22 protein-coding genes are annotated in these 23,353 nt (G+C 66.7%); 13 read left to right on the top strand and 9 right to left on the bottom strand.

All coding sequences use genetic code 11. The features are described 5' to 3' along the window. A complete protein-coding gene (locus BMZ43_RS12790; RefSeq protein ID WP_017639081.1) occupies positions 1 to 471 on the top strand; it encodes a nuclear transport factor 2 family protein in 471 nt (156 codons plus the stop codon). Between the two features lie 126 nt (positions 472 to 597). On the opposite strand, the gene BMZ43_RS12785 is transcribed toward BMZ43_RS12790, so the two are convergent. Both BMZ43_RS12785 and BMZ43_RS12780 read right to left on the bottom strand, forming a co-directional pair. Further along, the gene (locus BMZ43_RS12785; protein ID WP_068382938.1) at positions 598 to 3,708 is read right to left on the bottom strand and encodes a multidrug efflux RND transporter permease subunit; all 3,111 of its coding nucleotides are present in this window, start codon (positions 3,706 to 3,708) and stop codon (positions 598 to 600) included. Beyond that, positions 3,708 to 4,859, bottom strand: a complete 1,152-nt coding sequence (locus tag BMZ43_RS12780; RefSeq protein ID WP_068382940.1) for an efflux RND transporter periplasmic adaptor subunit — start codon at positions 4,857 to 4,859, stop codon at positions 3,708 to 3,710. The genes BMZ43_RS12785 and BMZ43_RS12780 overlap by 1 nt, the downstream gene beginning before the upstream one ends. Before the next feature lie 150 nt (positions 4,860 to 5,009). Here BMZ43_RS12780 and BMZ43_RS12775 point away from each other — a divergent pair, with 150 nt between their 5' ends. From BMZ43_RS12775 to glsB, 3 genes are all read left to right on the top strand, one after another. After that, positions 5,010 to 5,705, top strand: a complete 696-nt coding sequence (locus BMZ43_RS12775) for a response regulator (protein ID WP_017639084.1) — start codon at positions 5,010 to 5,012, stop codon at positions 5,703 to 5,705. Then, positions 5,706 to 7,022, top strand: coding sequence for an ATP-binding protein (locus BMZ43_RS12770; protein WP_093254074.1), 1,317 nt, complete (start codon positions 5,706 to 5,708; stop codon positions 7,020 to 7,022). Between the two features lie 76 nt (positions 7,023 to 7,098). Continuing rightward, on the top strand, positions 7,099 to 8,013 hold the full coding sequence (gene glsB, locus BMZ43_RS12765; RefSeq protein ID WP_218186729.1) for a glutaminase B: 915 nt from the start codon (positions 7,099 to 7,101) through the stop codon (positions 8,011 to 8,013). Here glsB and BMZ43_RS12760 read toward each other — a convergent pair. The 3 genes from BMZ43_RS12760 to BMZ43_RS12750 all read right to left on the bottom strand — a co-directional run bounded on the left by BMZ43_RS12760 (position 8,010) and on the right by BMZ43_RS12750 (position 11,579). Further along, entirely contained in the window at positions 8,010 to 8,894 is an 885-nt protein-coding gene (locus BMZ43_RS12760) for a hypothetical protein (protein ID WP_093254071.1), read from the bottom strand. The genes glsB and BMZ43_RS12760 overlap by 4 nt on opposite strands. Before the next feature lie 86 nt (positions 8,895 to 8,980). Then, positions 8,981 to 10,420 carry a cardiolipin synthase gene (cls, locus tag BMZ43_RS12755; RefSeq protein WP_017639088.1) on the bottom strand — a complete coding sequence of 480 codons (1,440 nt, stop codon included), beginning with the start codon at positions 10,418 to 10,420 and terminating at the stop codon, positions 8,981 to 8,983. Positions 10,421 to 10,448: 28 nt separating this feature from the next. Continuing rightward, positions 10,449 to 11,579 (bottom strand): methyltransferase, encoded by a 1,131-nt coding sequence (locus BMZ43_RS12750; RefSeq protein WP_093254069.1) that lies wholly within the window; start codon positions 11,577 to 11,579, stop codon positions 10,449 to 10,451. Between the two features lie 72 nt (positions 11,580 to 11,651). On the opposite strand from BMZ43_RS12750, the gene BMZ43_RS12745 reads away from it, so the two are divergent. Continuing rightward, complete coding sequence (locus tag BMZ43_RS12745; RefSeq protein ID WP_017639090.1) at positions 11,652 to 12,428, top strand: ferredoxin--NADP reductase; 777 nt, start codon at positions 11,652 to 11,654, stop codon at positions 12,426 to 12,428. Positions 12,429 to 12,661: 233 nt separating this feature from the next. Then, the gene (locus BMZ43_RS12740) at positions 12,662 to 14,215 is read left to right on the top strand and encodes a TerC family protein (protein WP_064307512.1); all 1,554 of its coding nucleotides are present in this window, start codon (positions 12,662 to 12,664) and stop codon (positions 14,213 to 14,215) included. 22 nt (positions 14,216 to 14,237) lie between these two features. On the opposite strand, the gene mscL is transcribed toward BMZ43_RS12740, so the two are convergent. Then, positions 14,238 to 14,687: a large-conductance mechanosensitive channel protein MscL gene (mscL, locus tag BMZ43_RS12735; protein ID WP_017639092.1), complete on the bottom strand. Its 450-nt coding sequence runs from the start codon at positions 14,685 to 14,687 to the stop codon at positions 14,238 to 14,240. Between the two features lie 225 nt (positions 14,688 to 14,912). On the opposite strand from mscL, the gene BMZ43_RS12730 reads away from it, so the two are divergent. From BMZ43_RS12730 to BMZ43_RS12710, 5 genes are all read left to right on the top strand, one after another. Continuing rightward, on the top strand, positions 14,913 to 15,152 hold the full coding sequence (locus BMZ43_RS12730; RefSeq protein WP_007162691.1) for an HP1242/YdcH family protein: 240 nt from the start codon (positions 14,913 to 14,915) through the stop codon (positions 15,150 to 15,152). A gap of 95 nt (positions 15,153 to 15,247) precedes the next feature. Then, positions 15,248 to 15,457: a hypothetical protein gene (locus tag BMZ43_RS12725; protein WP_017639093.1), complete on the top strand. Its 210-nt coding sequence runs from the start codon at positions 15,248 to 15,250 to the stop codon at positions 15,455 to 15,457. A gap of 150 nt (positions 15,458 to 15,607) precedes the next feature. Further along, positions 15,608 to 15,877: a hypothetical protein gene (locus BMZ43_RS12720; RefSeq protein ID WP_017639094.1), complete on the top strand. Its 270-nt coding sequence runs from the start codon at positions 15,608 to 15,610 to the stop codon at positions 15,875 to 15,877. A 114-nt stretch (positions 15,878 to 15,991) separates the two neighbouring features. Continuing rightward, positions 15,992 to 17,353 (top strand): DNA repair protein RadA, encoded by a 1,362-nt coding sequence (gene radA, locus BMZ43_RS12715; protein ID WP_017639095.1) that lies wholly within the window; start codon positions 15,992 to 15,994, stop codon positions 17,351 to 17,353. A gap of 86 nt (positions 17,354 to 17,439) precedes the next feature. Beyond that, the gene (locus BMZ43_RS12710) at positions 17,440 to 18,150 is read left to right on the top strand and encodes a copper resistance protein B (protein WP_093254067.1); all 711 of its coding nucleotides are present in this window, start codon (positions 17,440 to 17,442) and stop codon (positions 18,148 to 18,150) included. A 157-nt stretch (positions 18,151 to 18,307) separates the two neighbouring features. Here BMZ43_RS12710 and BMZ43_RS12705 read toward each other — a convergent pair whose 3' ends face one another. The 3 genes from BMZ43_RS12705 to BMZ43_RS12695 all read right to left on the bottom strand — a co-directional run bounded on the left by BMZ43_RS12705 (position 18,308) and on the right by BMZ43_RS12695 (position 20,828). After that, positions 18,308 to 18,673 (bottom strand): PilZ domain-containing protein, encoded by a 366-nt coding sequence (locus BMZ43_RS12705; protein ID WP_064307513.1) that lies wholly within the window; start codon positions 18,671 to 18,673, stop codon positions 18,308 to 18,310. Between the two features lie 146 nt (positions 18,674 to 18,819). Continuing rightward, positions 18,820 to 19,458, bottom strand: a complete 639-nt coding sequence (locus tag BMZ43_RS12700) for a response regulator (RefSeq protein ID WP_064307514.1) — start codon at positions 19,456 to 19,458, stop codon at positions 18,820 to 18,822. Next, on the bottom strand, positions 19,455 to 20,828 hold the full coding sequence (locus BMZ43_RS12695) for a cache domain-containing protein (protein ID WP_017639099.1): 1,374 nt from the start codon (positions 20,826 to 20,828) through the stop codon (positions 19,455 to 19,457). Before BMZ43_RS12695 ends, BMZ43_RS12700 begins: the two co-directional genes overlap by 4 nt. A gap of 165 nt (positions 20,829 to 20,993) precedes the next feature. On the opposite strand from BMZ43_RS12695, the gene BMZ43_RS12690 reads away from it, so the two are divergent. Then, on the top strand, positions 20,994 to 23,051 hold the full coding sequence (locus tag BMZ43_RS12690; RefSeq protein ID WP_064307515.1) for a carbon starvation CstA family protein: 2,058 nt from the start codon (positions 20,994 to 20,996) through the stop codon (positions 23,049 to 23,051). 12 nt (positions 23,052 to 23,063) lie between these two features. Further along, a complete protein-coding gene (locus BMZ43_RS12685) occupies positions 23,064 to 23,267 on the top strand; it encodes a YbdD/YjiX family protein (RefSeq protein ID WP_007162682.1) in 204 nt (67 codons plus the stop codon). Positions 23,268 to 23,353 lie beyond the last annotated feature (86 nt).

The raw sequence follows: 23,353 nt of genomic DNA, 5'->3' as shown, positions 1-23,353 counted from the left end.
ATGAGCGCTGCCCGTCCCCCCGTTCCTCCCTTTACCCTGGAGTCCGCCCAGCAAAAAGTCCGCGCCGCCGAAGACGGCTGGAACAGCCGCGATCCGGCCAAGGTGGCCCTGGCCTATACCGCCGACAGCCGCTGGCGTAATCGCTCGGATTTCCTCCAGGGCCGCGCCGCCATCGAGGCCTTTCTCACCCGCAAGTGGCAGCGCGAGCACGAGTACCGGCTGATCAAGGAGCTGTGGGCCCATGACGGCGCGCGCATCGCCGTGCGCTTCGCCTACGAATGGCGGGATGAAGACGGCCAGTGGTACCGCGCCTACGGCAACGAGAACTGGCACTTCGACGACCAGGGTCTGATGGCCGAGCGTCACGCCAGTATCAACGACCTGCCGATCAGCGAGGCTGAACGGCTGTTTCACTGGCCCCAGGGGCGGCGGCCGGACGATCATCCGGGGTTGAGCGACCTGGGGTTGTAAGACTTGGATAGGGCGTAGCCTGGACCGGGGCGTTGCCTTGTCCACCGGGTGCGGCTTTAGGTCTCGGTGGAAAACGCGACGGATGACCCACCGCGAAGGCTGGCCATCCGCGACAGCAGGCCGGATCTAGTCAGGGCGCTGCTCCGGATTGCGCCGCAATCGCCCCACCACCCGCAGCACCAGCACGAAGAACACCGGCACGAAGATCAGCGCCAGGGTGGCGCTGAGCATGCCGCCGATCACCCCGGTGCCCACCGCCTGCTGGCTCGCCGAGCTGGCGCCGGTGGCCAGGGCCAGCGGTACCACGCCGAGGATGAAGGCCAGTGAGGTCATGACGATGGGCCGCAGGCGTAGCCGGGCGGCACGGCAGGTGGCCTGGTACAGGTCCATGCCGCCGTCGTGCAGGCTCTTGGCGAATTCGATGAGCAGGATGGCGTTCTTCGCCGTCAGGCCGATCACCGTGATCAGGCCGACCTTGAAGAAGACATCGTTGGGCATGCCCCTCAGGGTCACCGCCAGCACCGCGCCTAACACCCCCAGGGGCACCACCAGCAGCACCGCGGTGGGAATCGACCAGCTCTCGTAGAGGGCGGCGAGGCAGAGGAACACCACCAGCAGCGACAGCCCCAGCAGCACCGGTGCCTGGCCGGCGGAGAGGCGTTCCTGCAACGACAGCGCCGTCCACTCCAGGGCGAAGCCCCGTGGCAGCTCCGCGGCCAGGCGTTCCAGTTCGGCCATGGCCTCGCCGGTGGTGTGACCGGGCAGCGGCTCGCCGGACAGGCTGATGGCCGGATAGCCGTTGTAGCGCGACAGTTGCGCCGCACCCTGGGTCCAGTCGGCGCTGACGAAGGCGGACAGGGGCACCATGCGCCCGCGCTCATTGCGCACCTCCAGGCGCAGCAGGTCGTCCACCTGGCTGCGGCTGCCCAGCTCGGCCTGCACGATCACCTGCTGCATCCGTCCGCGATTGGGAAAGTCATTGACGTAGCTGGAGCCCAGGGCGGTGCCCAGGGTCTCGCCGAGGGCGGCGAAACCCACTCCCAGGGCGGCGGCCTGGCGGCGATCCACCACCAGTTGCACCTGGGCGCTGTCGGCCAGGGCCGTTTCCCGCACGTAGGCGATGATCGGATTGCCCGCCAGCTTGGCCTGCAATTCATCCCGCGCTGCCTTGAGCGCCGCCTGGCCGCGATTGGACCGGTCCTGCAGGCGCACCTCGAAACCGCTGGAGGTGCCCAGGCCTTCCACCGGCGGTGGCAGCACGGCGAAGCCCAGGGCCTCGCTTTCGCCGGCCAGGGCGGCATTGGCGCGCTCGGCGATGGCCGCGGCGGAATCGGCCGGGCCGCGGGCGGACCAGTCCTTGAGGGTGGTAAAGGCCAGGGCGGCGTTCTGGCCGCTGCCGGAAAAGCTGAAGCCGAGCAGGACGAGATCGTTGGCCACCCCCGGCTCCTCGGCGTAATGGCGCTCCAGGCGCTCGATCACCTTGAGGGTGCGCTCCTGGGTGGCCCCGGGCGGCAGCTGGATGTCGGTGATCAGATAGCCCTGATCCTCGGTGGGCAGGAAGGCACCGGGCAGACGGCCATAGAGCGCTACCAGGGCCGCCAGCAGGACGGCGAACAGCACGAGATTGGGCAGCAGGCGGCGGATGGCGCGGGCCACCCAGCCCTCGAAACCGCCGGTCAGGCGCTCGAAGCCCCGATTGAAGGCGCCGAAGAAGCCGCTGCGGGCATGGGTGCCCTGGGCAATCGGCTTGAGCAGGGTGGCGCACAGCGCCGGGGTCAGGCTCAGGGCGAGAAAGGCGGAGAAAAGGATGGCCACCGCCATGGACGCCGAGAATTGGCGATAGATGACGCCGACCGAGCCGCTCATGAAGGCCATGGGCACGAAGACCGCGGTCAGCACCAGGGTGATGCCGACGATGGCGCCGGAGATCTCGCCCATGGCCTTGCGGGTGGCCGCGCGGGGATCGAGGCCCTCCGTGGCCATGAGTCGCTCGACGTTCTCCACCACCACGATGGCGTCGTCCACCAGGATGCCGATGGCCAGCACCATGCCGAACAGGGTCAGCACATTGATCGAATAGCCCAGCGCCAGGAGCACGGCGCAGGTGCCCAGCAGCGCCACCGGCACCACCAGGGTCGGGATCAGGGTGTAGCGCAGGTTCTGCAGGAACAGGTACATCACCGCGAACACCAGCGCCATGGCCTCCAGCAGGGTATGGATGACCTGGGTGATGGAGATCTCGACGAAGGGCGCCGTGTCGTAGGGGATGTCGTATTTCATCCCGGGTGGAAAATACTGGGACAGCTCGGCCAGCTTGGCGCGCACGGCCTGGGCGGTGGCCAGGGAGTTGGCGGTGGGTGCCAGCTGCACCCCCACCGCCACCGAAGGCTTGCCGTCCAGCCGCGTGCCGAAGTTGTAGCTCTGGCTGCCCACTTCGATCCGGGCCACGTCGCCCAGGGTCACGCTGGAACCGTCGGCTCCGGCGCGCAGCAGGATGCCGGCGAACTCCGCGGGGTCGCTGAGCTGGCCCTTGATCAGCACCGGCGCGGTCAGTTCCTGGCCAGCGGGGGCCGGTAGCTCGCCAATACTGCCGGCCGCCACCTGGACGTTCTGCTCGGCGATGGCCCGGGTCACGTCCGCCGGGGTCAGGCCGACCGCCACCAGGCGACTGGGATCGAGCCAGACGCGCAGGGCGTGCTCGGCACCGAACAGCTGGGCCTTGCCCACGCCGTCCAGGCGGCGCAGTTCGTTGACCACGTTGCGTGCCAGATAGTCGCTCAGGGCGGTGGTGTCGAGGCGCTGGTCGGTGGCGGAGAGGGTGACGAACATGAGGTAGCCAGCCGAGGTCTCCTCGATCTGGATGCCCTGCTGGGTGACCGCCCGCGGCAGGCGCGGCTCCACCACCTTGAGGCGATTCTGGATGTCCACCTTGGCCAGCTCCGGATCGGTGCCGGGCTGGAAGGTCACGGTCAGGGTGGCGCTGCCCTGGCTGCTGCTGGAGGAGAAATAGAGCAGGTGATTGACGCCATTGAGCTCCTGCTCGACGAGGCTGACCACGCTCTCGTCCAGGGTCTGCGGCGAGGCGCCCGGATAGGTCAGGTACAGCTCGATCTGCGGCGGCGCCACATTGGGGTACTGGGCCACCGGCAACTGCGGGATGGCCAGCAGCCCGGCGAGCAGGATGAACAGCGCTACCACCCAGGCGAACACCGGGCGGTCGATGAAGAAGTTGGCCATCAGCGCACCTCCGCCGTGGCGGCCTGGGCTTCCTGGGGTTCCACCACCAGGCCCGGTTGCGCCTGTTGCAGACCGGAGAGCAGTACGCGCTCACCAGCGGCGAGGCCGGACTCCACCACCCAGCGACCTTCGACCACCGGGCCCAGGCGCACCTCGCGCAGGGCGACCTGGTTTTCGGCATCCACCACCCAGACCTGGGCCCCGCCATCGACGCTGCGCTGCACCGCCTGCTGGGCGACGCTCAAACCCTGATCGAGGCGCGCCTGCTCCAGGCGTACCCGCACGAAGCTGCCCGGCAAGAGGTCGCGCCGTGGATTGGGAAACTGGCTGCGCAAGGTGATCTGCCCGGTGTTGGCGTCCACCGTGAGATCGGCGAACAGCAGGCGGCCGCTCTCGGGGTAGGGGCTGCCATCCTCCTGCAGCAGCGTCACCCGTGCCTGATCCGGCGCCACCTGCTGCAGCCGGCCGTCCCGCAGGGCATCGCGCAGCGCCTTGAGCTGGCGGGTCGACTGGGTGACGTCGGCATGGATGGGGTCCAGCTGCTGGATGATCGCCAGGGGCGTGGCATCGCCCTGGCCGACCAGCGCGCCCTCGGTGACCAGCGCCTTGCCGATGCGCCCGGCGATGGGCGCGGTGACCGTGGCATAGCCCAGATTCAGCCGCGCCCGCTTGAGCGCCGCCCGGGCCGCCGCCACCTCTGCCTCCGCCTGCAGGCTGGCGCCACGCGCGTTGTCCTGCTCCTGGCGACTGATCGCCTCGCTCTCGACCAGCGCCGCATAGCGCTCGGCCAGGCGCCGCGTCTGGAAGGCGCTGGCCTCGGCCTTGCGCAGGGCCGCGGCGGCACTGTCCACCTCGGCCTGCAGCGGCGCCGGATCGATGCGGAGCAGCACCTCACCGGCCTTGACCTCACTGCCTTCGCGAAACACCCGCTGCAGCACGATGCCGGCGACCCGTGCCCGTACTTCCGCGGTCCGTGGCGCCACCAGGCGGCCACTCAATTCACTGGCGATGGCCAGGGGCTTGGGGTGCAGGGTCTCCACCTGCACCCTGGGCGCGGTCGGGGCGGCGGCTTCCGGGGCCGGACGGTCGCAGGCGGCGAGCAGCAGACAGAGCAGCACGAGGCTGCCGAGGGCAGGGCGGATCGGGAACATCGGGGCTTCCTCCAGAAGAGCGTCATGGTAGGCGCCTCGCGCAGGCCACCCTGTAAACGTCTGTAGGTCTCTTGTGAAAGAGTGTTAAGGCCTGCGCCCGCCGGTGCTGCGCTCGGCTATGCTCGGGCTTTGCCGCCATGAAGAGCTGCCGTGATCCCCTTGCTCATCGTCGAAGACGACGCCGCCCTGGCTGACCTCATCGCCACCTACCTGGGTCGCCAGGGCTATGCCGTGACCGTGATCGGCCGTGGCGACGAGGCCCTGGCCGCGGTGCAGCGACTGCGCCCGCAGCTGGTGGTGCTCGATGTCATGCTGCCGGGGCTGGATGGCCTGCAGGTCTGCCGCCAGCTGCGCGCCGCCCAGCCGGGCCTGCCGATCTTGATGCTCACCGCCTTGGACGACAGCCACGACCAGGTGCTGGGGCTGGAGATCGGTGCTGACGACTACGTCAGCAAGCCTTGCGAGCCGCGGGTGCTGCTGGCGCGCATCCGCACCCTGCTGCGCCGCTGCCAGCTGGGCGAGGTGGCCACCGATGATCGCCTGGTTATCGGCCAGCTGCGGTTGCTGCCGGGCGAGCGCCAGGTCTGGTGGCGCGACCAGCTGGTGGAGCTGTCGTCCACTGAATTCAACCTGCTGGCAGTCCTCATGCGCCATGCCGGCGAGGTGCTCAGCCGCGACCAGCTGATCCAGCAACTGCGCGGCATCGAATTCAACGGCGTCGACCGCTCGGTGGACGTGGCCATCTCCAAGCTGCGCCGTCGTTTCGAGGAGCATCCTGGCGAAGCGCGACGGATCAAGACCGTCTGGGGCAAGGGTTATCTGCTGTCTCGCGCCGAGTGGGAATAGATGCTCAAGATCCTCGTCCGCCTCTACCTCATCCTGCTGGTGACCTACGGCGCCGCCAGCTACCTGGTACCCGAGGCGCTGCTCAAGGTGTTCGACGAGCGTTACAGCCGCTATACCCTGGAGCAGTTGCACGGTCCGCTCAGCCTGGTTCAGCGCGCCTTCACCACCACGCCGCCGGAGCGCTGGCCGGCGCTGCAGGACGAACTGGCCGCGGAGCTGGCGCCCATCAGCCTGCGCCTGGTCCCGCGCGACGATCAGGCCCTCAGTCTGGAGGAGCGCTCAGACCTCGCTGCCGGCCAGCGACGGGTACGCCTGGGTGACTATGGCGAACCCAGTGCGGCCCTGGTGCCGCTGCCGGCAGATCAGGTGCTGTGGATCGGCATCCCCGAGGCGCCCACCGACATCGCCCTGACCTACTGGGCGATGAACGCCCTGATCGGCGCGGCCCTGCTGATCTGTCTCTATGTCTGGCTACGTCCGCACTGGCGCGACCTGGAACGGCTGCGGCGCACCGCGGCACGACTGGGCAAGGGCCATCTGGGCGAGCGTACGGCCATCTCGCCGCGCTCGGATGTCGGCGAGCTGGCGCGGGCCTTCGATGACATGGCTCAGGAGCTGGAGGCGCTGATCGTCCAGCAGCGCGACCTGCTCAACGCCGTCTCCCACGAATTGCGCACGCCCTTGTCGCGTCTGGAATTCGGCCTGGCACTGTTGCAGGCCGATCCACTGCCCGCCGAGACCCACCGCCAGCTGGAGCAACTGGTGCGCCACGTCCGCGAACTGGATGCCCTGGTCGACGAACTGCTGTCCTTCGCCCGGCTGCAGAGCAGTCAGCAGCCGCCCGAACGCCTGGGCCTGGATCTCGAAGCCTTTCTCGACAGCGTGCTGGCCGACTTCGCCGAGGAGCAGGAGCGTCGCGGCGTCGAGGTGCACCTGGACATGGTGCAGGCGCCCATGCGGGTCGAGCTGGCCCCGCGGCTCACGGCCCGCGCCCTGCAGAATCTCGTCGGCAATGCGCTGCGCTATTGCCAGCGTGAGGTCTGGGTAACGGTCCGCCGTGACGGCGAGACGTTGCTGATCGCGGTGGAAGACGATGGCGAAGGCATCCCCGAGGCCGAGCGCGAGCGAGTCTTCGAGCCCTTCTACCGCCTGGATCGCAGCCGTGACCGTGCCACCGGCGGCTTCGGCCTGGGCCTGGCCATCAGCCGTCGCGCGGTGGAAAACCAGGCTGGCCGCCTGGGCCTGAGCGCCGGTACGCGGGGCGGTGCGCGGTTCGAGATCCGCCTGCCCCTGCAGGCGCCCGCGGGGCTCGCCTGAGGCCGCCAGGGCCCCTACACTTGGCGCCCCCGCCCGCCTTGGATTCGCCATGCCAGAGCTTTTCGATCGCCATCAGCTGCAGCCGTTGCTCGACCGTATCGCCGCCGCCGCGCCGCGCCACTTCGGCGAAGGTGAAGTGGCCGACTACATCCCGGCCCTGGCCGAGGTGGCGCCGGATCAGTTCGGCATCGCCGTCTGTGACATCAACGGCAAGGTCTGGCGTGCGGGTGCGGCCGATACGGCGTTTTCCATCCAGTCGATTTCCAAGGTGCTCAACCTGGTGATCGCCATGCAGCGCCTGGACGAGCCGGACATCTGGACCCGCGTCGGCCGCGAGCCGTCCGGTCATGCCTTCAATTCCATGGCTCAGCTGGAAGAAGAGAAGGGCGTGCCGCGCAATCCCTTCATCAACGCCGGCGCCGTGCTGGTCTGCGAGCTGCTGGTGTCACGCATCATGTCCATCCACTGGATGATGCGTGAACAAGCGCGGCGCCTGGCCGGCAATCCGGCCATCAATTTCGACGACCGGGTAGCCCGTTCGGAAATGGACCACAAGGCGCGCAACGCCGCCCTGGCCTATCTGATGAAGGCCTACGGCAATCTTCACAGCGAGGTGAACGACGTCCTCGACGTCTATTTCCATGGCTGCGCTCTGGCCATGAGCTGCAGCGACGTGGCCAGGGCCTTCGCCTTCCTGGCTAACGGTGGGGTCAATCCCCAGGATGGTCAGGCGGTGGTGACCCCCCAGCAGACGCGTCAGCTCAATGCCTTGCTGCTGACCTGCGGCCTCTACGATGCCGCGGGCGACTTCGCCTGGCGCGTCGGCCTGCCGGGCAAGAGCGGGGTCGGGGGCGGCATCGTCGCCATCGTCCCGGGGCAGATGAGCATCTGTGTCTGGTCGCCGCGGCTGGACAGCTATGGCAACTCGGTGGCGGGCCTGCGCGCCCTCGAAAGTCTGGTCGAGGGCCTTGGGGTCGCGCCGTTGGGCTAGTAGGCCATGGACAGGCTGAGGGTCACCTGGGGCACCACGCCGTCGGTCTCGCCCTCCGGACCGCTCAACTCGCGCAGGGCACCGTCGCGGTAGAGCGCCAGGGCCTCGGCCCGAGCGCTCCAGCGGGTGTCGCCCCAGCGGAACGGTTGCTCCAGCGCCAGGCCGGTGCGGGCATAGAGGCGGTCTCCGGAATCCGGTCCGTAGAAGCCGTTCCAGCCCACCCCCAGGGCACTGGGGAAACTCAGGCGCAGACCGCCTGGGGTGAGATCCAACCCCGGCTCCAGGCTGCCCTGGGTATAGAGGCCGCTGTCGCCCTGGGTGCGGGTGGTCACCGCCAGCCCCGGGCGCCAGGCGCCCAGGCCCGAGTCGGTCTGGTAGGCCAGGGTCAGGCTGGCCTCCTGGGTGGTGGCGGCGACATCATTGGGGCTGCTCTTGACCGTGTAGACGAAGCCGACCCTCAGACCTTCCGCCGGCGACACCACCAGGCCGAGCAGGTTGTTGCTCTCGTACCAGCGCCGCGGGCTGACCCGTTCCTCGCTGGACGGGCTGTGCAAGCCATTGCTGCTGCTGAACACCAGCCAGGCATCGGCGCTGCCGTCGACCCCCTGATGCAGATCCAGGGCGAAACCCGCCTGGACGTGCAGCGGGATGCGATCGAGGCTGGCGGCATCGTCATCGTAGTTGCCACGGGAAAAGTCACCGTTGCGCACGTCCACGCCCAGTTGCGGATGGAACCGCCCGGACGTTTCGCTGACCTCCACGCTACCCAGGGCGGCGTCTTCGCTCTCGATGGACGGCACGCTGCGTGGCGCGGCGGTGGCCTCCAGGGCCAGACCGCCCGCCAGCAGGCAGACGCAACGCAGCGGCGAAAAGAATGGCATGGCGGGCGACTCCGGGGGCGCGGGGCGCTCCGGGTGAGGCGCCATGGGGCATCGGACCGGGCCGTCGCAGAGCGGGTTCCGGGTTTCTAGAGCACCGGCGAAAACACCCGCGCCACGCGCATGGCCACCCGCCGCCAGCGGCGTAGGGCGGCGTTGTCCTCGGGGGTGAGTTCGCGGGAGCGACTGAAGTCCTGCTCCAGCATCTTGCGCACCTCCCAGGCGAAGGGGACGTCCATCACCATCACCATGACCTCGAAGTTAAGGCGGAAGGAGCGGTTGTCCAGGTTGGCGCTGCCCACCGCGGCCACGTCCTCGTCGATCAGCACCACCTTCTGGTGCAGGAAGCCCGGACCGTAGCGGAACACCCGCACCCCGGCGTGCACCGCCTCGAAGGCATAGAGGTAGGAGGCGGCATAGACCACCTTGTGGTCCGGTCGCGAGGGCAGGAGGATGCGCACGTCGACCCCGCGCAGGGCGGCCAGGCGCAGGGCCGCCGAGACGGCTTCGTCGGGAATGAAATAGGGCGTGGTGATCCAGACCCGATGGCGCGCCGAATGGATAGCCTCGACGAAGAACAGCGAGCAGGTCTCCTGGTCGTCCGCCGGGCCGCTGGGCACCACCTGACAGAGCACCCCACCGTCCTCGTAGCGTTCCGGCAGCAGCAGGGTGGGCAGCCGCCGGGTCACCCAGTACCAGTCCTGGGCAAAGGTCTCCTGCAGGGTGGCCAGGGCCGGGCCGCGCAGTTCCAGATGGGTATCGCGCCAGGGCGCCAGGGGCGGCTTGAGGCCCATGTATTCGTCGCCGACGTTGAGCCCGCCGGTGAAGCCCACCTCGCCATCCACGATCACGATCTTGCGGTGGTTGCGGAAGTTGACCTGGAATCGGTTGATCAGTCCGCGGCGGTTGCTGAAGCCCTTCACCTCGCAACCGGCCTCGCGCAGCTTTTCCACATAGGCGCGCGGCAGGGCATGGCTGCCGATGGCGTCGTACAGCAGAAAGACCTGGACTCCAGCGCGGGCGCGGTCGAGCAGGGTGTTCTGCAAGGCCAGACCTAGGGCGTCGTCGTGGATGATGAAGAACTGTACCAGCACCACCTTCTGCGCCCCGCGGATGGCCGTGAGGATGGCGGCGAAGGTTTCCTCGCCGTTGATCAGCAGCCGCACCTGGTTGTTGGCGACGCAGGGGGTGCCGGTGAGGGCGGTCATGGCCTTGAGCTTGCGGTTGGCCGCGCTGCACTGCTGGGCGGCCATGGCCTCGGCGATCCAGGGCCGCCAGTCCAGCTCGGCGGCCTGGCGCGCCATCTCCTCGTCGGCCTGGCGCCGTGCCTTCACATAGCTGTCGAAGCGGCGCCGGCCGAATACCAGATAGGGAATCAGGCTGAGCAAGGGCATGAACACCAGCGCCATGGCCCAGGCCATGGCGCCCTGGGCGGTACGCACCGTAACGATGGCGTGGATCGCCGCGCTGATGCCGATCAGTTCGAGCACCAGGGCGATGTAGTGGAGATCGAGGGGCAGGGATGGCACGCGGGCGGCTCTCTTCTCCGGATTTATGTCAGAGGGGTTGGACCGCCTTGAGTATCACGAATTTCGGCGTGGCCGCGATCTGTTCGACGCGCTTGAACAGGCGCCTGAGCTTGACGTGGTAACCCAGGTGGCGATTGCCCACCAGCCAGAGTTCGCCCTTTTCGCTCAAGGCCGCACGGGCCTGCTGGAACATGCGCCAGGCGAGGAAGTCGCCCACCACCTGTTGCTGGTGGAAGGGTGGATTGCAGAGGATCAGGTCCAGCGACCGCGGCGGCTGCTCGGCCAGGCCGTCGGCGGCGCGGATCGCCACCGGTCGATCGCCGAAGGCCGCGGTCCAGTTCTCTTGCGCCGACTGCACCGCCATGTAGGACTCGTCCACCAGGGTGAATTGCGCCTCCGGATTGACCAGGGCACAGGCCAGGGCCAGCACGCCGTTGCCGCAACCGAGATCGGCTACCCGGGCCTGGCCCAGACCCTGGGGCAGGTGCGGCAGGAAGGCGCGGGTACCGATGTCCAGACCCTCGCGGCAGAAGACATTGGCATGGTTGACCAGAGTCAGCGGCGGTGCATCCAGGCGATAACGACTCGGGTAGGGCGAGGCCACCGCCGGCCGCGACGCGGGCGTGGCAGATAGCAGTCGGGCTTTCTTCACCGCCAGCGAGGCCTGTACCGGGCCAATGTGCCGCTCCAGCAGGTCGCCAGCGGCGCGGGGCAGATGCTTGAGCATGCCGCCGGCGATCACCTGAGCGTCCGGCGCCAACTGGCCGTGCAGGCGGATCAGCTGTTCTTCCAGCAGGGCCAGGGTCTTGGGCACCCGTATCAGCACCAGATCGAAGGGTCCACCCGTCGCCTCGCTGGCCGGGACGAAGGTGACCGCATCGGCGGCGAGGCCATTGCGTGCCAGATTCGCCTCCAGGGCCAGGGCCGCCAGGTGCGAATCGCCACTGGAGGTCACCTGGGCATGGCCGGCCAGGCTCACGGCCAGGGCGCCAAAGGCGTCGTTGAGCACCAGCACCCGGGTGGCGGGAGCCAGGCCGCCCTCGGCGACCTGCTGCAGGAGGTACTCGTCGGCGGCGTCGAAGGCCTGCAGGGGATCGTCGCGGCGCGGTGGCTGACGGTCGAGTTCGAGGGTGGCGAAGGGCGAGACGAGAGAAGGCATGGTTTCTGTCGGTGTTTATCGGCGGCCCAGTGCGGGACAATGGCTCTAAGCAATCGGGAAAAAGAGGCCAGTATGACCGCCACCGAAGACAAGTTCACCCGCGAGACGATCACCGCCGTCTGGCCCTGGAGCGACAACCTCTTCAGCCTGAGGACCACCCGCGACCCGCGCTATCGCTTTCGCGCCGGCCAATTCGCCCGCCTGGGCGTGCGCAAGGCCGATGGCGACATCGTCTGGCGCGCCTATTCCATGGTCTCGGCACCTCACGATGAATTCCTCGAATTCTTTTCCATCGTGGTGCCCGGCGGCGCCTTCACCAGCGAGCTGAGCCGCCTGCGCGAGGGCGACGAGCTGCTGGTGGAAAAGCAGCCCTATGGCTATCTCACCCTGGAGCGCTTCGGCGGCGGTCGGGATCTCTGGCTGCTGGCCACCGGCACGGGCCTGGCACCCTTCCTGTCCATGCTGCAGGAACCCGACACCTGGGAGCGCTTCGAACGCATCGTGCTGGTCTACAGCGTGCGCGAGGCCCGCGACCTGGCCTACCAGGACGTCATCAACGGCTACGGCCAGGTGGAGCACCTCGAAGGCCTCACCGACCGCCTGGTCTATGTCCCGGTGGTCACCCGCGAGGATCACCCCGGCGCCCTGCGCGGCCGCATCACCACCCTGATCGAGAACGGCGAGCTGGAACGCGCCGCCGGCGTCACGCTGTCGCCCGAGCACTCGCGGATCCTCATCTGCGGCAATCCCGAGATGGTCGACGACACCCGCCAGCTGCTCAAGACCCGCGATCTGCAGCTGGCCCTGAGTCGCCGACCCGGCCAGGTGGCGGTGGAAAACTACTGGTAACCGGGAAGTTATCCGGGCGTCTTTACGTTTTCTTCACAATTGGAAAAGGTTGGACCTTTAGCTTTGGCCCCGCCTTGCTCTAGGATCGGAATTTCCAAGGCTACCTTTCGAGTTCCGATGAGCAGTGACAGATCCGAGCCGCCCCCGGCCTCCTGGCCAGGCGCGGCCAACACCCCCTCCCGTTGTCTTTCCTCCGTGGCCGTCCGGCCCTCTCTTGCGGAGGCATACCGCTAATGGAATGGATCTCCGATCCCACCGCCTGGTTGGGGCTGCTGACCCTGATCGTCCTGGAAATCGTCCTGGGCATCGACAACCTCGTCTTCATCGCCATCCTCGCCGACAAGCTGCCTCCGGCGCAGCGTGACAAGGCACGGGTCATCGGCCTGTCGCTGGCGTTGATCATGCGTCTGGGCCTGCTGGCCAGCATCTCCTGGATAGTCACCCTCACCGAACCGCTGTTCGAGGTCTTCGGCAAGGCCTTCTCCGGTCGTGACCTCATCATGCTGTTCGGCGGCATCTTCCTGCTGTTCAAGGCCACCACCGAGCTGCACGAACGCATCGAGGGCCATACCCACAAGACCGGTGGCAGCCGGACCTACGCCGCCTTCTGGCCGGTGGTGGCGCAGATCGTGGTGCTCGACGCCGTGTTCTCGCTGGACGCCGTCATCACCGCCGTGGGCATGGTCGAGCACCTGAGCGTGATGATGATCGCCGTGATCATCTCCATCGGTCTGATGCTGGTGGCGAGCAAGCCGCTGACCGCCTTCGTCAACGCCCACCCCACGGTGATCATGCTGTGTCTGGGCTTCCTGATGATGATCGGTCTGAGCCTGACCGCCGAAGGCTTGGGCTTCCACATTCCCAAGGGCTATCTGTACGCCGCCATCGGCTTCTCGATCCTTATCGAGCTGGCCAACCAGGTGGTGCGCTGGAAGCGCAAGCGGCAGATGCACGAGCGGCTCGGCATGCGTGCGCGGACCTCCCAGGCCGTGTTGCGCCTGCTGGGTGGCCGTTTGCGCGAAGACGAGGTGGACGAGGACATCGCCGAACTGATGGAAGGCGAGAAGGGCGAAGGCCCGGTCTTCGATCGCCGTGAGCGCCTGATGATCAGTGGCGTGCTGCAATTGGGCGAACGCCCGGTGCGTACGGTGATGACCGCCCGCGCCGACGTCGACATCCTCGATGCCGACGCTCCGCCGGAACGACTGCATGAGCAACTGCTGGCCTCGGCTCACTCGCGGTTGCCGTTGGTGGTCAATGGCAACATCGACGAGCCCCTGGGCTATGTCCACAAGAAGGAGCTGTTCGCCGACATCCTCCAGGGCCAGTCACCGGACCTGCGCGCCCGGGTGCGCACCCCCATCCACCTGCCGGCCCAGGCCACGGTGCTAGGTGCCTTGGAACAGCTGCGCGCGGCCTCCACCCACGTGGCCTTCGTGGTCAACGAATTCGGTGGCTTCGAAGGCCTGCTGACCCTGACCGACATCCTCGAGGCCATTGCCGGCGAATTGCCGGATGCCAGCGAGGAGAGCCTGCCGGAGCTGGAAAGGGTGGAGAACGGCTATCGCGCCAGCGGCGGTCTGAATCTGCATCCCCTGGCCCAGCGCACCGGTTTCCAGATCACGGAAAACGACGACTACCAGACCCTGGGCGGCCTGGTGGTGGACCTGCTGGGCCGCCTGCCGGTGGCTGGTGATCGCCTGGAATACCAGGGCTGGCAGCTGACGGTGGAATCGGTCAAGGATCGACGGATCGGCTGGATCCGCCTGGAGCGACCCGCCTCCTAGCGAGGCGGGATCCAGCAGGTTTCTACTGCGGGGTGATCGGCGGTTCCTGTTTGACGACAGGGGCCGCGGTCGCCTGGCTGTTTTGCTCTTTCAGCAGATCGCGGATCTCCGTCAGCAGCACCTGGTCCTTGGTCGGGCCAGAGGGCGCGGCATCCTGGTGCAGGCGCAGGCGGTTGAGCACCTTGATCGCCATGAAGATGGCAAAGGCGATGATCACGAAGTCGAAGATGGTCTGCAGGAATTTGCCGTAGGACATGACCACGGCCGGTTGGTCACCTATGGCAGCCCTCAGGGTGATGGCTAGCTGGGAGAAATCCACGCCCCCCAGCAGCAACCCCAGCGGCGGTGTGATGATGTCGGCTACAAAGGACGACACGATCTTGCCGAAAGCCGCGCCCAGGATGATGCCGACCGCCAGGTCGACCACGTTGCCTCTCATGGCGAATTTCTTGAACTCGGCAATGATGCTCATGCTGCACTCCTTTGGATGGTTTCGAAGAGACGATAGACGATTGTGCTCGCTTCGCTCGGGTTTGGAACCTTGCTGACGGTCTCTAGGTTCCCCGCCAGCGTCAAATCGTCAGCGAATCGGCAGCTGGTCGTGGCTGTCGCACTTTGTCGAAAGGACTGGGTCCACCCTTGTACGACGAGAGCTGCGGCCCTCGCGACCTCTATCTCTCACCCCAAGGAGCCTCTGATGGTTGCCAAACACGACCTGCACAAAGACTTTCCCGAATACGCCGAGCAGCTGGACAGCCGTCCCCAGACCGATGCGGCCTTCGCCAAGCTGCTGGAAGACTACGCGAAGCTCGATCAGCAGATCCTCGATCTGGAAGAAGTGGAAGAATCCAGCGGCGACGAGGAGCTGGGTCGTCTGCGTCGTGAGCGTGTCCTGCTCAAGGACAAAATCGCTCAGCAGCTGAAATACCCGTCCTAGCTGTGTCGGGCTCGATCTGCAGGGTCGAGCCCCACCTTAGTGCGATTGGCAAGGGCCGCCGGCGTTGCCATCATGGCCTCCCAGGAGAGGAGCCGATGACCGACGAAGTGGCGATGTACCAGCAGTGGCACCTGTGGATCACCGAAGCGGCCGTGGACGCGCAACGCCGTCGCGTCCAACAGGAATTCGCCGAATACAGCCGACTTTTGGCCGACCTGCAACTGCTCGAACAGGAGCGTTGGCAACAGGCGTTGCCGGTCTGGATGCGTGGCGATGCGGCGATGATTTCGACGCTCAAGCACTAGTCCCAGAGCAGCTGGCCCGAGGGTAAACGCCGATGATGGCACGCTGAACGACCAACGATGCCTGACGGTCAATGGGTTACCCCAGACGAGTTTCGTGGGGTGAGCGAGGTTTATCCGGCCTACCTGGCCCTCCCCAATGAGGATGTCCCCATGAAGCGTACCGCCCTGATCGCCCTGATGATGTTCGCCACCGCCCCCGTGTTCGCCAAGGATCTGTGCGCGGTGCAGTTGCAGAAGCTGGATGACGCCAGCAAGATGAAGACCAACATGATCGGCCCGGGCAGCTCCCAGGCCCAGCAGATCGCCGACTTCCGCAAGAACGCCATGGCCGCCCAGAAGGCCGGCGATGAGAAGAAGTGCATCGCCCAGGCCAACCAGGCCCTGACCATGCTGCGTCAGCCGGGTGGCGAGGGTAACTAAGGCTCAAGCCCGCTTTTGAGAGAGGCGCGCTCCCTCGGGATCGCGCCTTTTACTGTCTATGCATCCAGTCGTGATATGCTGGGAACCTTCCTTTCTCGACTGGAGAATTCCGCCATGGCCAAGGCCAAGCGTCTCTACGGCTGCACCGAATGCGGCGCCACCTTTCCCAAGTGGGCGGGTCAGTGCGGCGAGTGCGGTGCCTGGAACACCCTGGTGGAAACCGTCGTCGAGACCTCCGCCGTACCCTCCGGGCGCGCTGGCTGGGCCGGGGCGCAGGCGACCATCAAGACCCTGGCCGAGGTCAGCGTCGAGGAAACCCCGCGCTTCACCACCGATTCCACCGAACTCGACCGGGTGCTGGGTGGCGGCCTGGTGGACGGCTCCGTGGTGCTGATCGGCGGTGATCCCGGCATCGGCAAGTCCACCATCCTGCTGCAGACCCTCTGTCATCTGGCCGCGCGCATGCCAGCGCTCTATGTCACCGGCGAGGAATCCCAGCAACAGGTGGCCATGCGCGCCCGGCGCCTGGGTCTGCCGGAAGACAAGCTCAAGGTCATGACCGAGACCTGCATCGAGACCATCGTCGCCACCGCCCGCCAGGAAAAGCCGCGGGTCATGGTGATCGACTCCATCCAGACCATCTTCACCGAGCAACTGCAATCCGCCCCAGGTGGCGTGGCCCAGGTGCGCGAGAGCGCGGCCCTGCTGGTACGTTTCGCCAAGCAGACCGGTACCGCCATCTTTCTGGTTGGCCACGTCACCAAGGAAGGCGCCCTGGCCGGACCACGGGTGCTGGAGCACATGGTCGACACCGTGCTCTATTTCGAGGGCGAATCGGACGGCCGTCTGCGCATGCTCAGAGCGGTGAAGAATCGCTTCGGCGCGGTCAACGAGCTGGGCGTGTTCGGCATGACCGATAAAGGCCTCAAGGAGGTTTCCAACCCTTCGGCGATCTTTCTCAATCGTGCCCAGGAGGCAGTGGCGGGCAGTGTGGTCATGGCGACCTGGGAGGGTTCGCGGCCCATGCTGGTGGAGGTGCAGGCGCTGGTGGACACCAGTCACCTGGCCAACCCGCGCCGGGTCACCGTGGGCCTGGACCAGAATCGCCTGGCCATGCTGCTGGCGGTGCTGCACCGTCACGGCAGCATCCCCACCTACGACCAGGACGTCTTCATCAACGTGGTCGGCGGGGTCAAGGTGCTGGAGACGGCGGTGGACCTGGCGCTGATGTCGGCGGTGATCTCCAGCCTGAGGGACCGCGCACTGCCGCACGATCTGCTGGTGTTCGGCGAGATCGGCCTGTCCGGCGAAATCCGTCCGGTACCCAGTGGCCAGGAGCGTCTCAAGGAAGCGGCCAAGCACGGCTTCAAGCGCGCCATCGTGCCCAAGGGCAACGCGCCCAAGGATCCGCCGCCCGGTCTGCAGGTGGTGGCCGTGACTCGATTGGAGCAGGCACTGGATGCACTGTTCGAATAGCCTGGCGCGGCCTTTGTAATATTTTTTAAAACTCTCGGTGGGGCAGGGTGGTCTATCAGGCGCTTCCATGACCCTGGATACCCGCCATGTCTCGTCTGCTCCCGCTTTCCGTACTCTTTGCCAGCTTTGCTATCAGCACCCTGGTGCAGGCCGCCGATCCCAGCAGTTCCGCCCCGGCCAGCGTGGAGGTGGATCAGCTGGAATGGCAGCACGCCGACGAGGGCAGCGTCTTCAACTGGGATCTGGAAGGCTGGGCCCTTGGCGGTGGCGCCAATCGGCTGGATTTCCGCAGCCAGGGCGAACGCACCAATGGCCACACCGAGCAGGCCGAGGTGCAGGCCCTCTGGGGGCACGCGCTGGCCAAGGGCTGGGGCAGCGTGGCCGGCATTCGCCAGGATTTCAAACCCGGCTCGCCGCAGACCTGGGCCGCCCTGGGGATCCAGGAGCACGATCCCGAGGATCTCGACATCGAGATCACCGCTTTCCTTGGCGAGAACAACCAGACCGCCCTGCGTCTGGAGGCCGAATACGACTGGGCCCTGACCCAGCGGCTGATCCTGCAGCCCCACACCGAGCTCAATTTCTACGGTCGCAACGACGAGGCCCGTGGCCAGGGCGCCGGCTTCGCCGAAAGCGAAGCCGGGCTGCGCCTGAGGTATCAGGTGACCCCGGAGGTGGCGCCCTATGTCGGGGTATCCTGGAACGCGACCCACGGCAACACCGCCGCCATGGCGCGCGAAGAGGGCGAAGACACCCACGACGCCCGGCTGGTGGTGGGTCTGCATCTGGAGTTCTAAGCGCCGTTGGGCTTCGCTTTCGCTAAACCCAATCCATGAGGCTATCGATGCCGTAGGTTGGGCTGAGACGGCTCCATCGTCGAAGCCCAACAACCAGGGTTGAACTCGCGCACCGTTAGGCTTCGCTTTCGCTCAACCCACCTTGGCAAGGCCTCGCTCAGGGTGTACCCAACGCTGCCAACTCGCGCTCCAGCAGGGTCTCGTCGCCGAGGTTCAGTTCCACCAGCCGGCGCAGGTGGCTGATGGAATCCAGGTCGATCTGGCGACAGGCAAAGGCCAGTTGCTCCGGGGTTTCCCGTACCAGCTCCACGCCCATGGTCACCTGGGTCTCGTCATTGAGCCGGATGCGTAACTCATAGGCCGCGCGTGACTGATTCGACCAATCGGCAGGTCGGGCCAGCAGCACGCCCTTGAGCGAGATGTCGTCCACGGGCGCCGCCCACTGGCGCTCACCCTGGTGCAACTGCGCAGGGGCATCGAAGGTGAAACGGGTAAAGCGGCGACGCTCGTTGGTGTCGTTCATGGAAGGTCTTCCTGAGGTTTCCTGATCACTGTAGACGACCGTGGCCGTCTCGTATCGACTGCTTCTGGAAGGGTAGCCGGCGGCGACCGGCGGAGCCAGAAGGAGAGGGCTCATTGGTCGCCTGGGCGCGAGCAGCGGCCTGCTGGTCAGACGTTGGATGCACCTTCGGGGCGCCAGCCGTACTCGCGCGCATGGCGGACCAGATCGGCCGGCTTCTGGATGTCCAGCTTGCGGCGGATGCTCAGGCGATGGGTCTCCACCGTCCGCACGCTAAGCCCCAGCTGCTGCGCCATGGTCTTGTTGTTGAGGCCCTGGGCCATCAGCAGCAGCACCTGGCGTTCCCGGGGGGTGAGTTCCCCTTCGTGGGTCCCCCCTTCACCCAGGCGGGCCGCGATGGCGCTGCTGTAGAAGCGTCCGCCGACCGCCAGGGCTTCCACCGCGGCGATGATTTCCTCCGAGGGTGCATCCTTGAGTACATAGCCCGCTGCGCCCACCCGCAGCGAGGTACTGACGTATTCGCGATTGTCGTACATGCTCAGGATCAACACCCGGGCACGGGGTGCGCGTTCGGCGATCAGGGCAGTCAGCTCCAGGCCGTTGATGTCCTTGAGGCCGATGTCCACCAGCAGGATGTCCGGATCGAGACGCGCCAGCAGGTCGAGGGCTTCCGCGCCGCTGCCGGCCTCGCCGACCACCGCGAAGCGCTCGATGGTGCCCAGCAACGCTCGCACGCCGGCGCGGACCAGGGCATGGTCGTCGACCAGGAGGATGCGGATGGGCGTCATGTCGGGCTTTCCTCGTCGGCCGGGAGGTCCGAGCGTAGCAGAACCACGTCCAGGGTCGTGCCGCCGGGCCCGGACTGGATGGCGCAACGACCGCCGAACAGCTCCACCCGCTCGCGGATGTTACGCAGGCCGATGCCGCCGCTGAGGCGCTCCACCTGGCCGGTATCGAAGCCGCGGCCATCATCGTGCACGGTCAGGCAGATCCAGCGCCCGCGCCGCTGCAGGTCGATGACCACCCGCTGGGCCGCGGCATGGCGTTCGATGTTGGTCAGGGCCTCCTGGACGATACGGAACAGGGCGACGTCCATGTCGCCGCCGGCGGGACTGTCGTCGAGGGTCTGCCGATAGTCCACGTTCAGGCCGCTGCGCTGGCGGAACTCCTCCACCAGCTGGCCCAGGGCGGCAGGCAGGCCGAGGGTATCCAGCAGCGAAGGGTGCAGGTCGTGGGAGATGCGACGGATCTCGCCGATGGCCGCCGCCAGGCGCTGGGTGCCTTCGCGCAGGGTCTCGCCGGCGCTGGGCTTGCTCGCGCCGAGCTCGCGGCTGGCCAGCTCGAACTGGAATTTGATGGACACCAGCAACTGGCTGATGCCGTCGTGCAATTCCCGTGACAGTCGGGAGCGTTCCTCTTCCTGGGAGGTGATGAGCCTCTGGGTCAGCTGCTTGAGCTTGCGATCGGCCAGGCGATGTTCGCTGACGTTGAGCGTCAGTCCGCCGGCGAATACCAGCAGCACCGCCACCAGGGCCACCCCGGCGCTGGCCAACAGGGTCGTGCGGATGCCGGCGGCCACGTCGTGGCGGACCTGGGCGAGGGCGGCGTCCACGTCATCCAGATAGAGGCCGGTGCCCAGCACCCAACCCCAACGTTCTAGCTGGGTCACGTAGGCCAGCTTTTCCGCCATCTGCCCACTGGAAGGCTTCTGCCAGCCATAGCGCTGGAAGCCGTCGCCTTCGCGGGCGCTCTTGAGCAGCGCCTGGATCACCAGCAGGCCGTTGCCGTCGGTCAGTTGCCAGAGGTCGCGCCCGACCAATTCGGGCTGGCGTGGATGCATGAGGTTGCGGCCATGCTGGTCGTAGACGAAGAAGTAGCCGTCGCTGCCGAAATTCAGACTGGCCAGCAGCGCCAGTACCCTGGCCCGGGTTTCGTCGTCGTCGCGGCCGCTGCCATACAGGGGCTGGATGGCACTGACGCCCATCTCCACATAGTTGCGCAACTCGGTCTTCTTGCTGCCGAGGATGCTGTGTTCGAGCAGGCGCGCCTGCTGCTCGCCCAGGCGCTGGCTCTGTTCCAACACCACCAGGCAGACCGCTGCCACCGCCAGCAGGAGCGGCAGGAGGCCGAGGGCGACCATCTTGTATTTGAGTTGCATCGGCACCTGTCCGGACTGCCCGCTACGTAGAACTACGTAGCGGGCCTTGGGTAGTTCTGCGAATTTCGCTGTCGCGTCGAGCCGCCGATAGTAATATGGCTCCGCTGTGGGCTCTCACAATAACAAGTATCGCCGCGGTCACAGATGCGCGGCAGGAGAACAAGCATGACCCGAATGGCCAGCCATCTAGCCTGGTTCGCCGTTGCCGTACTGGGCGCCTTCGCGCTGGGTACCGTGGCGCTGAGTCGAGGCGAAGCGATCAACGCCCTCTGGATTGTGGTCGCCGCCGTGGCGATCTACCTCGTTGCCTACCGCTACTACAGCCTGTTCATCGCCACCAAGGTGATGGGCCTCGACGCCAGACGGGCCACGCCCGCCGTGCTCAACAACGACGGCCTGGACTACGTCCCCACCAACAAGCACATCCTCTTCGGCCATCACTTCGCCGCCATCGCCGGTGCCGGTCCGCTGGTCGGTCCCGTGCTCGCCGCCCAGATGGGCTATCTGCCCGGCACCCTCTGGCTGATCGCCGGGGTGGTCTTCGCCGGCGCGGTGCAGGACTTCATGATCCTGTTCCTCTCCACCCGCCGCAACGGTCGCTCCCTGGGCGACATGGTGCGCGAGGAAATGGGACGCATCCCTGGCACCATCGCCCTGTTCGGCTGCTTCCTGATCATGATCATCATCCTCGCGGTGCTGGCGCTGATCGTGGTCAAGGCCCTGGCCGAGAGCCCGTGGGGCATGTTCACGGTGATCGCCACCCTGCCGATCGCCATGTTCATGGGCGTCTACATGAGATACATCCGCCCCGGACGCATCGGCGAGATCTCGCTGATCGGCGTGGTGCTGCTGCTGGCTTCCATCTGGGCCGGTGGCCTGGTCGCCGCCGATCCGGTCTGGGGTCCGGCCTTCACCTTCACCGGCGTGCAGATCACCTGGATGCTGATCGGCTACGGCTTCGTCGCCGCCGTGCTGCCGGTCTGGCTGGTGCTGGCCCCGCGTGACTACCTGTCCACCTTCCTCAAGATCGGCACCATCATCGCCTTGGCCATCGGCATCCTGGTGACCATGCCGATGCTCAAGATGCCGGCCCTGACCCAGTTCGTCGACGGCACCGGTCCGGTGTGGAAGGGCACCCTGTTCCCCTTCCTGTTCATCACCATCGCCTGCGGCGCGGTGTCCGGCTTCCATGCCCTGATCAGCTCGGGCACCACGCCCAAGCTGATCGCCAAGGAAACCCATGCCCGCTACATCGGCTACGGCGCCATGCTGATGGAGTCCTTTGTCGCCATCATGGCCATGGTCGCCGCCTCGGTGATCGAGCCGGGCGTCTATTTCGCCATGAACAGCCCGGCCGCCGTGGTCGGCGCCGACGTGGTGTCGGTGGCCGCCAAGATCAGCACCTGGGGCTTCGTGGTGACGCCCGAGATGCTGCAGGCCACCGCCACCGAGATCGGCGAGCACACCATCCTGGCCCGTGCCGGTGGTGCGCCGACCCTGGCGGTGGGCATCGCCCAGATCATGCACAACGTGCTGCCGGGCGAGAACACCATGGCCTTCTGGTACCACTTCGCCATCCTGTTCGAGGCGCTGTTCATCCTGACCGCGGTGGACGCTGGCACCCGCGCCGGACGCTTCATGCTGCAGGACCTGCTGGGCAGCTTCGTACCGGCGCTGAAGCGCACCGACTCCTGGACCGCCAACGTCATCGGCACCGCCGGTTGCGTCGCCCTCTGGGGCTGGCTGCTGTATCAGGGCGTGGTCGATCCGCTGGGTGGCATCAACACCCTCTGGCCGCTGTTCGGTATCTCCAACCAGATGCTCGCCGGTATCGCCCTGATGCTGGGCTCGGTGGTGCTGATCAAGATGAAGCGCCAGCGCTATGTCTGGGTCACCCTGGTGCCGGCCGTCTGGCTGCTGATCTGCACCACCACCGCCAGCCTGATCAAGCTGTTCGATTCGAATCCGGCGGTCGGCTTCCTGGCCCTGGCCAAGAAGTACAGCACCGCCATGGCCCAGGGGCAGGTGATCGCCCCGGCCAAGAGCATGGAACAGATGCAGCACATCGTCTTCAACGCCTACACCAACGCCACCCTGTCGGTGCTGTTCCTGGTGGTGGTGATGAGCATCCTGTTCTTTTCCATCAAGGTCGGTCGCGCCGCACTGGCCAAGCCCGAGCGGACCGATCGCGAGACCCCCTTCCAGCCGGTAGCGGGCGCCTAAAGGAGAATCTTCATGTTCAATGACCTGGGTCGCATGGGCAAATACCTCGGGCAGGCCGCCAAGATGCTGGTGGGCATGCCCGACTACGACACCTATGTCGAGCACATGCGCGGCAAGCACCCGGACCAGCCGGTGATGAGCTACGAAGCCTTCTTCCGTGAGCGCCAGGAGGCGCGCTACGGTGGCGGCAAGTCGGGCGCCATCCGCTGCTGCTGACCCAGGATCACCCTAAGAACCTGTTCACGATCTGCTGCGCGTCGGCCAAACGGCGTTGAAAATGCCCTGGGTCGCCAGCCCGGTCG

It is taken from the genome of Pseudomonas sp. Snoq117.2 (genome assembly GCF_900110545.1).
GTDB classification, from domain to species: domain Bacteria; phylum Pseudomonadota; class Gammaproteobacteria; order Pseudomonadales; family Pseudomonadaceae; genus Chryseomonas; species Chryseomonas benzopyrenica.
The sequence above is the reverse complement of the archived record's forward strand: the minus strand, read 5'-3'. Positions and strand labels throughout refer to the sequence as shown.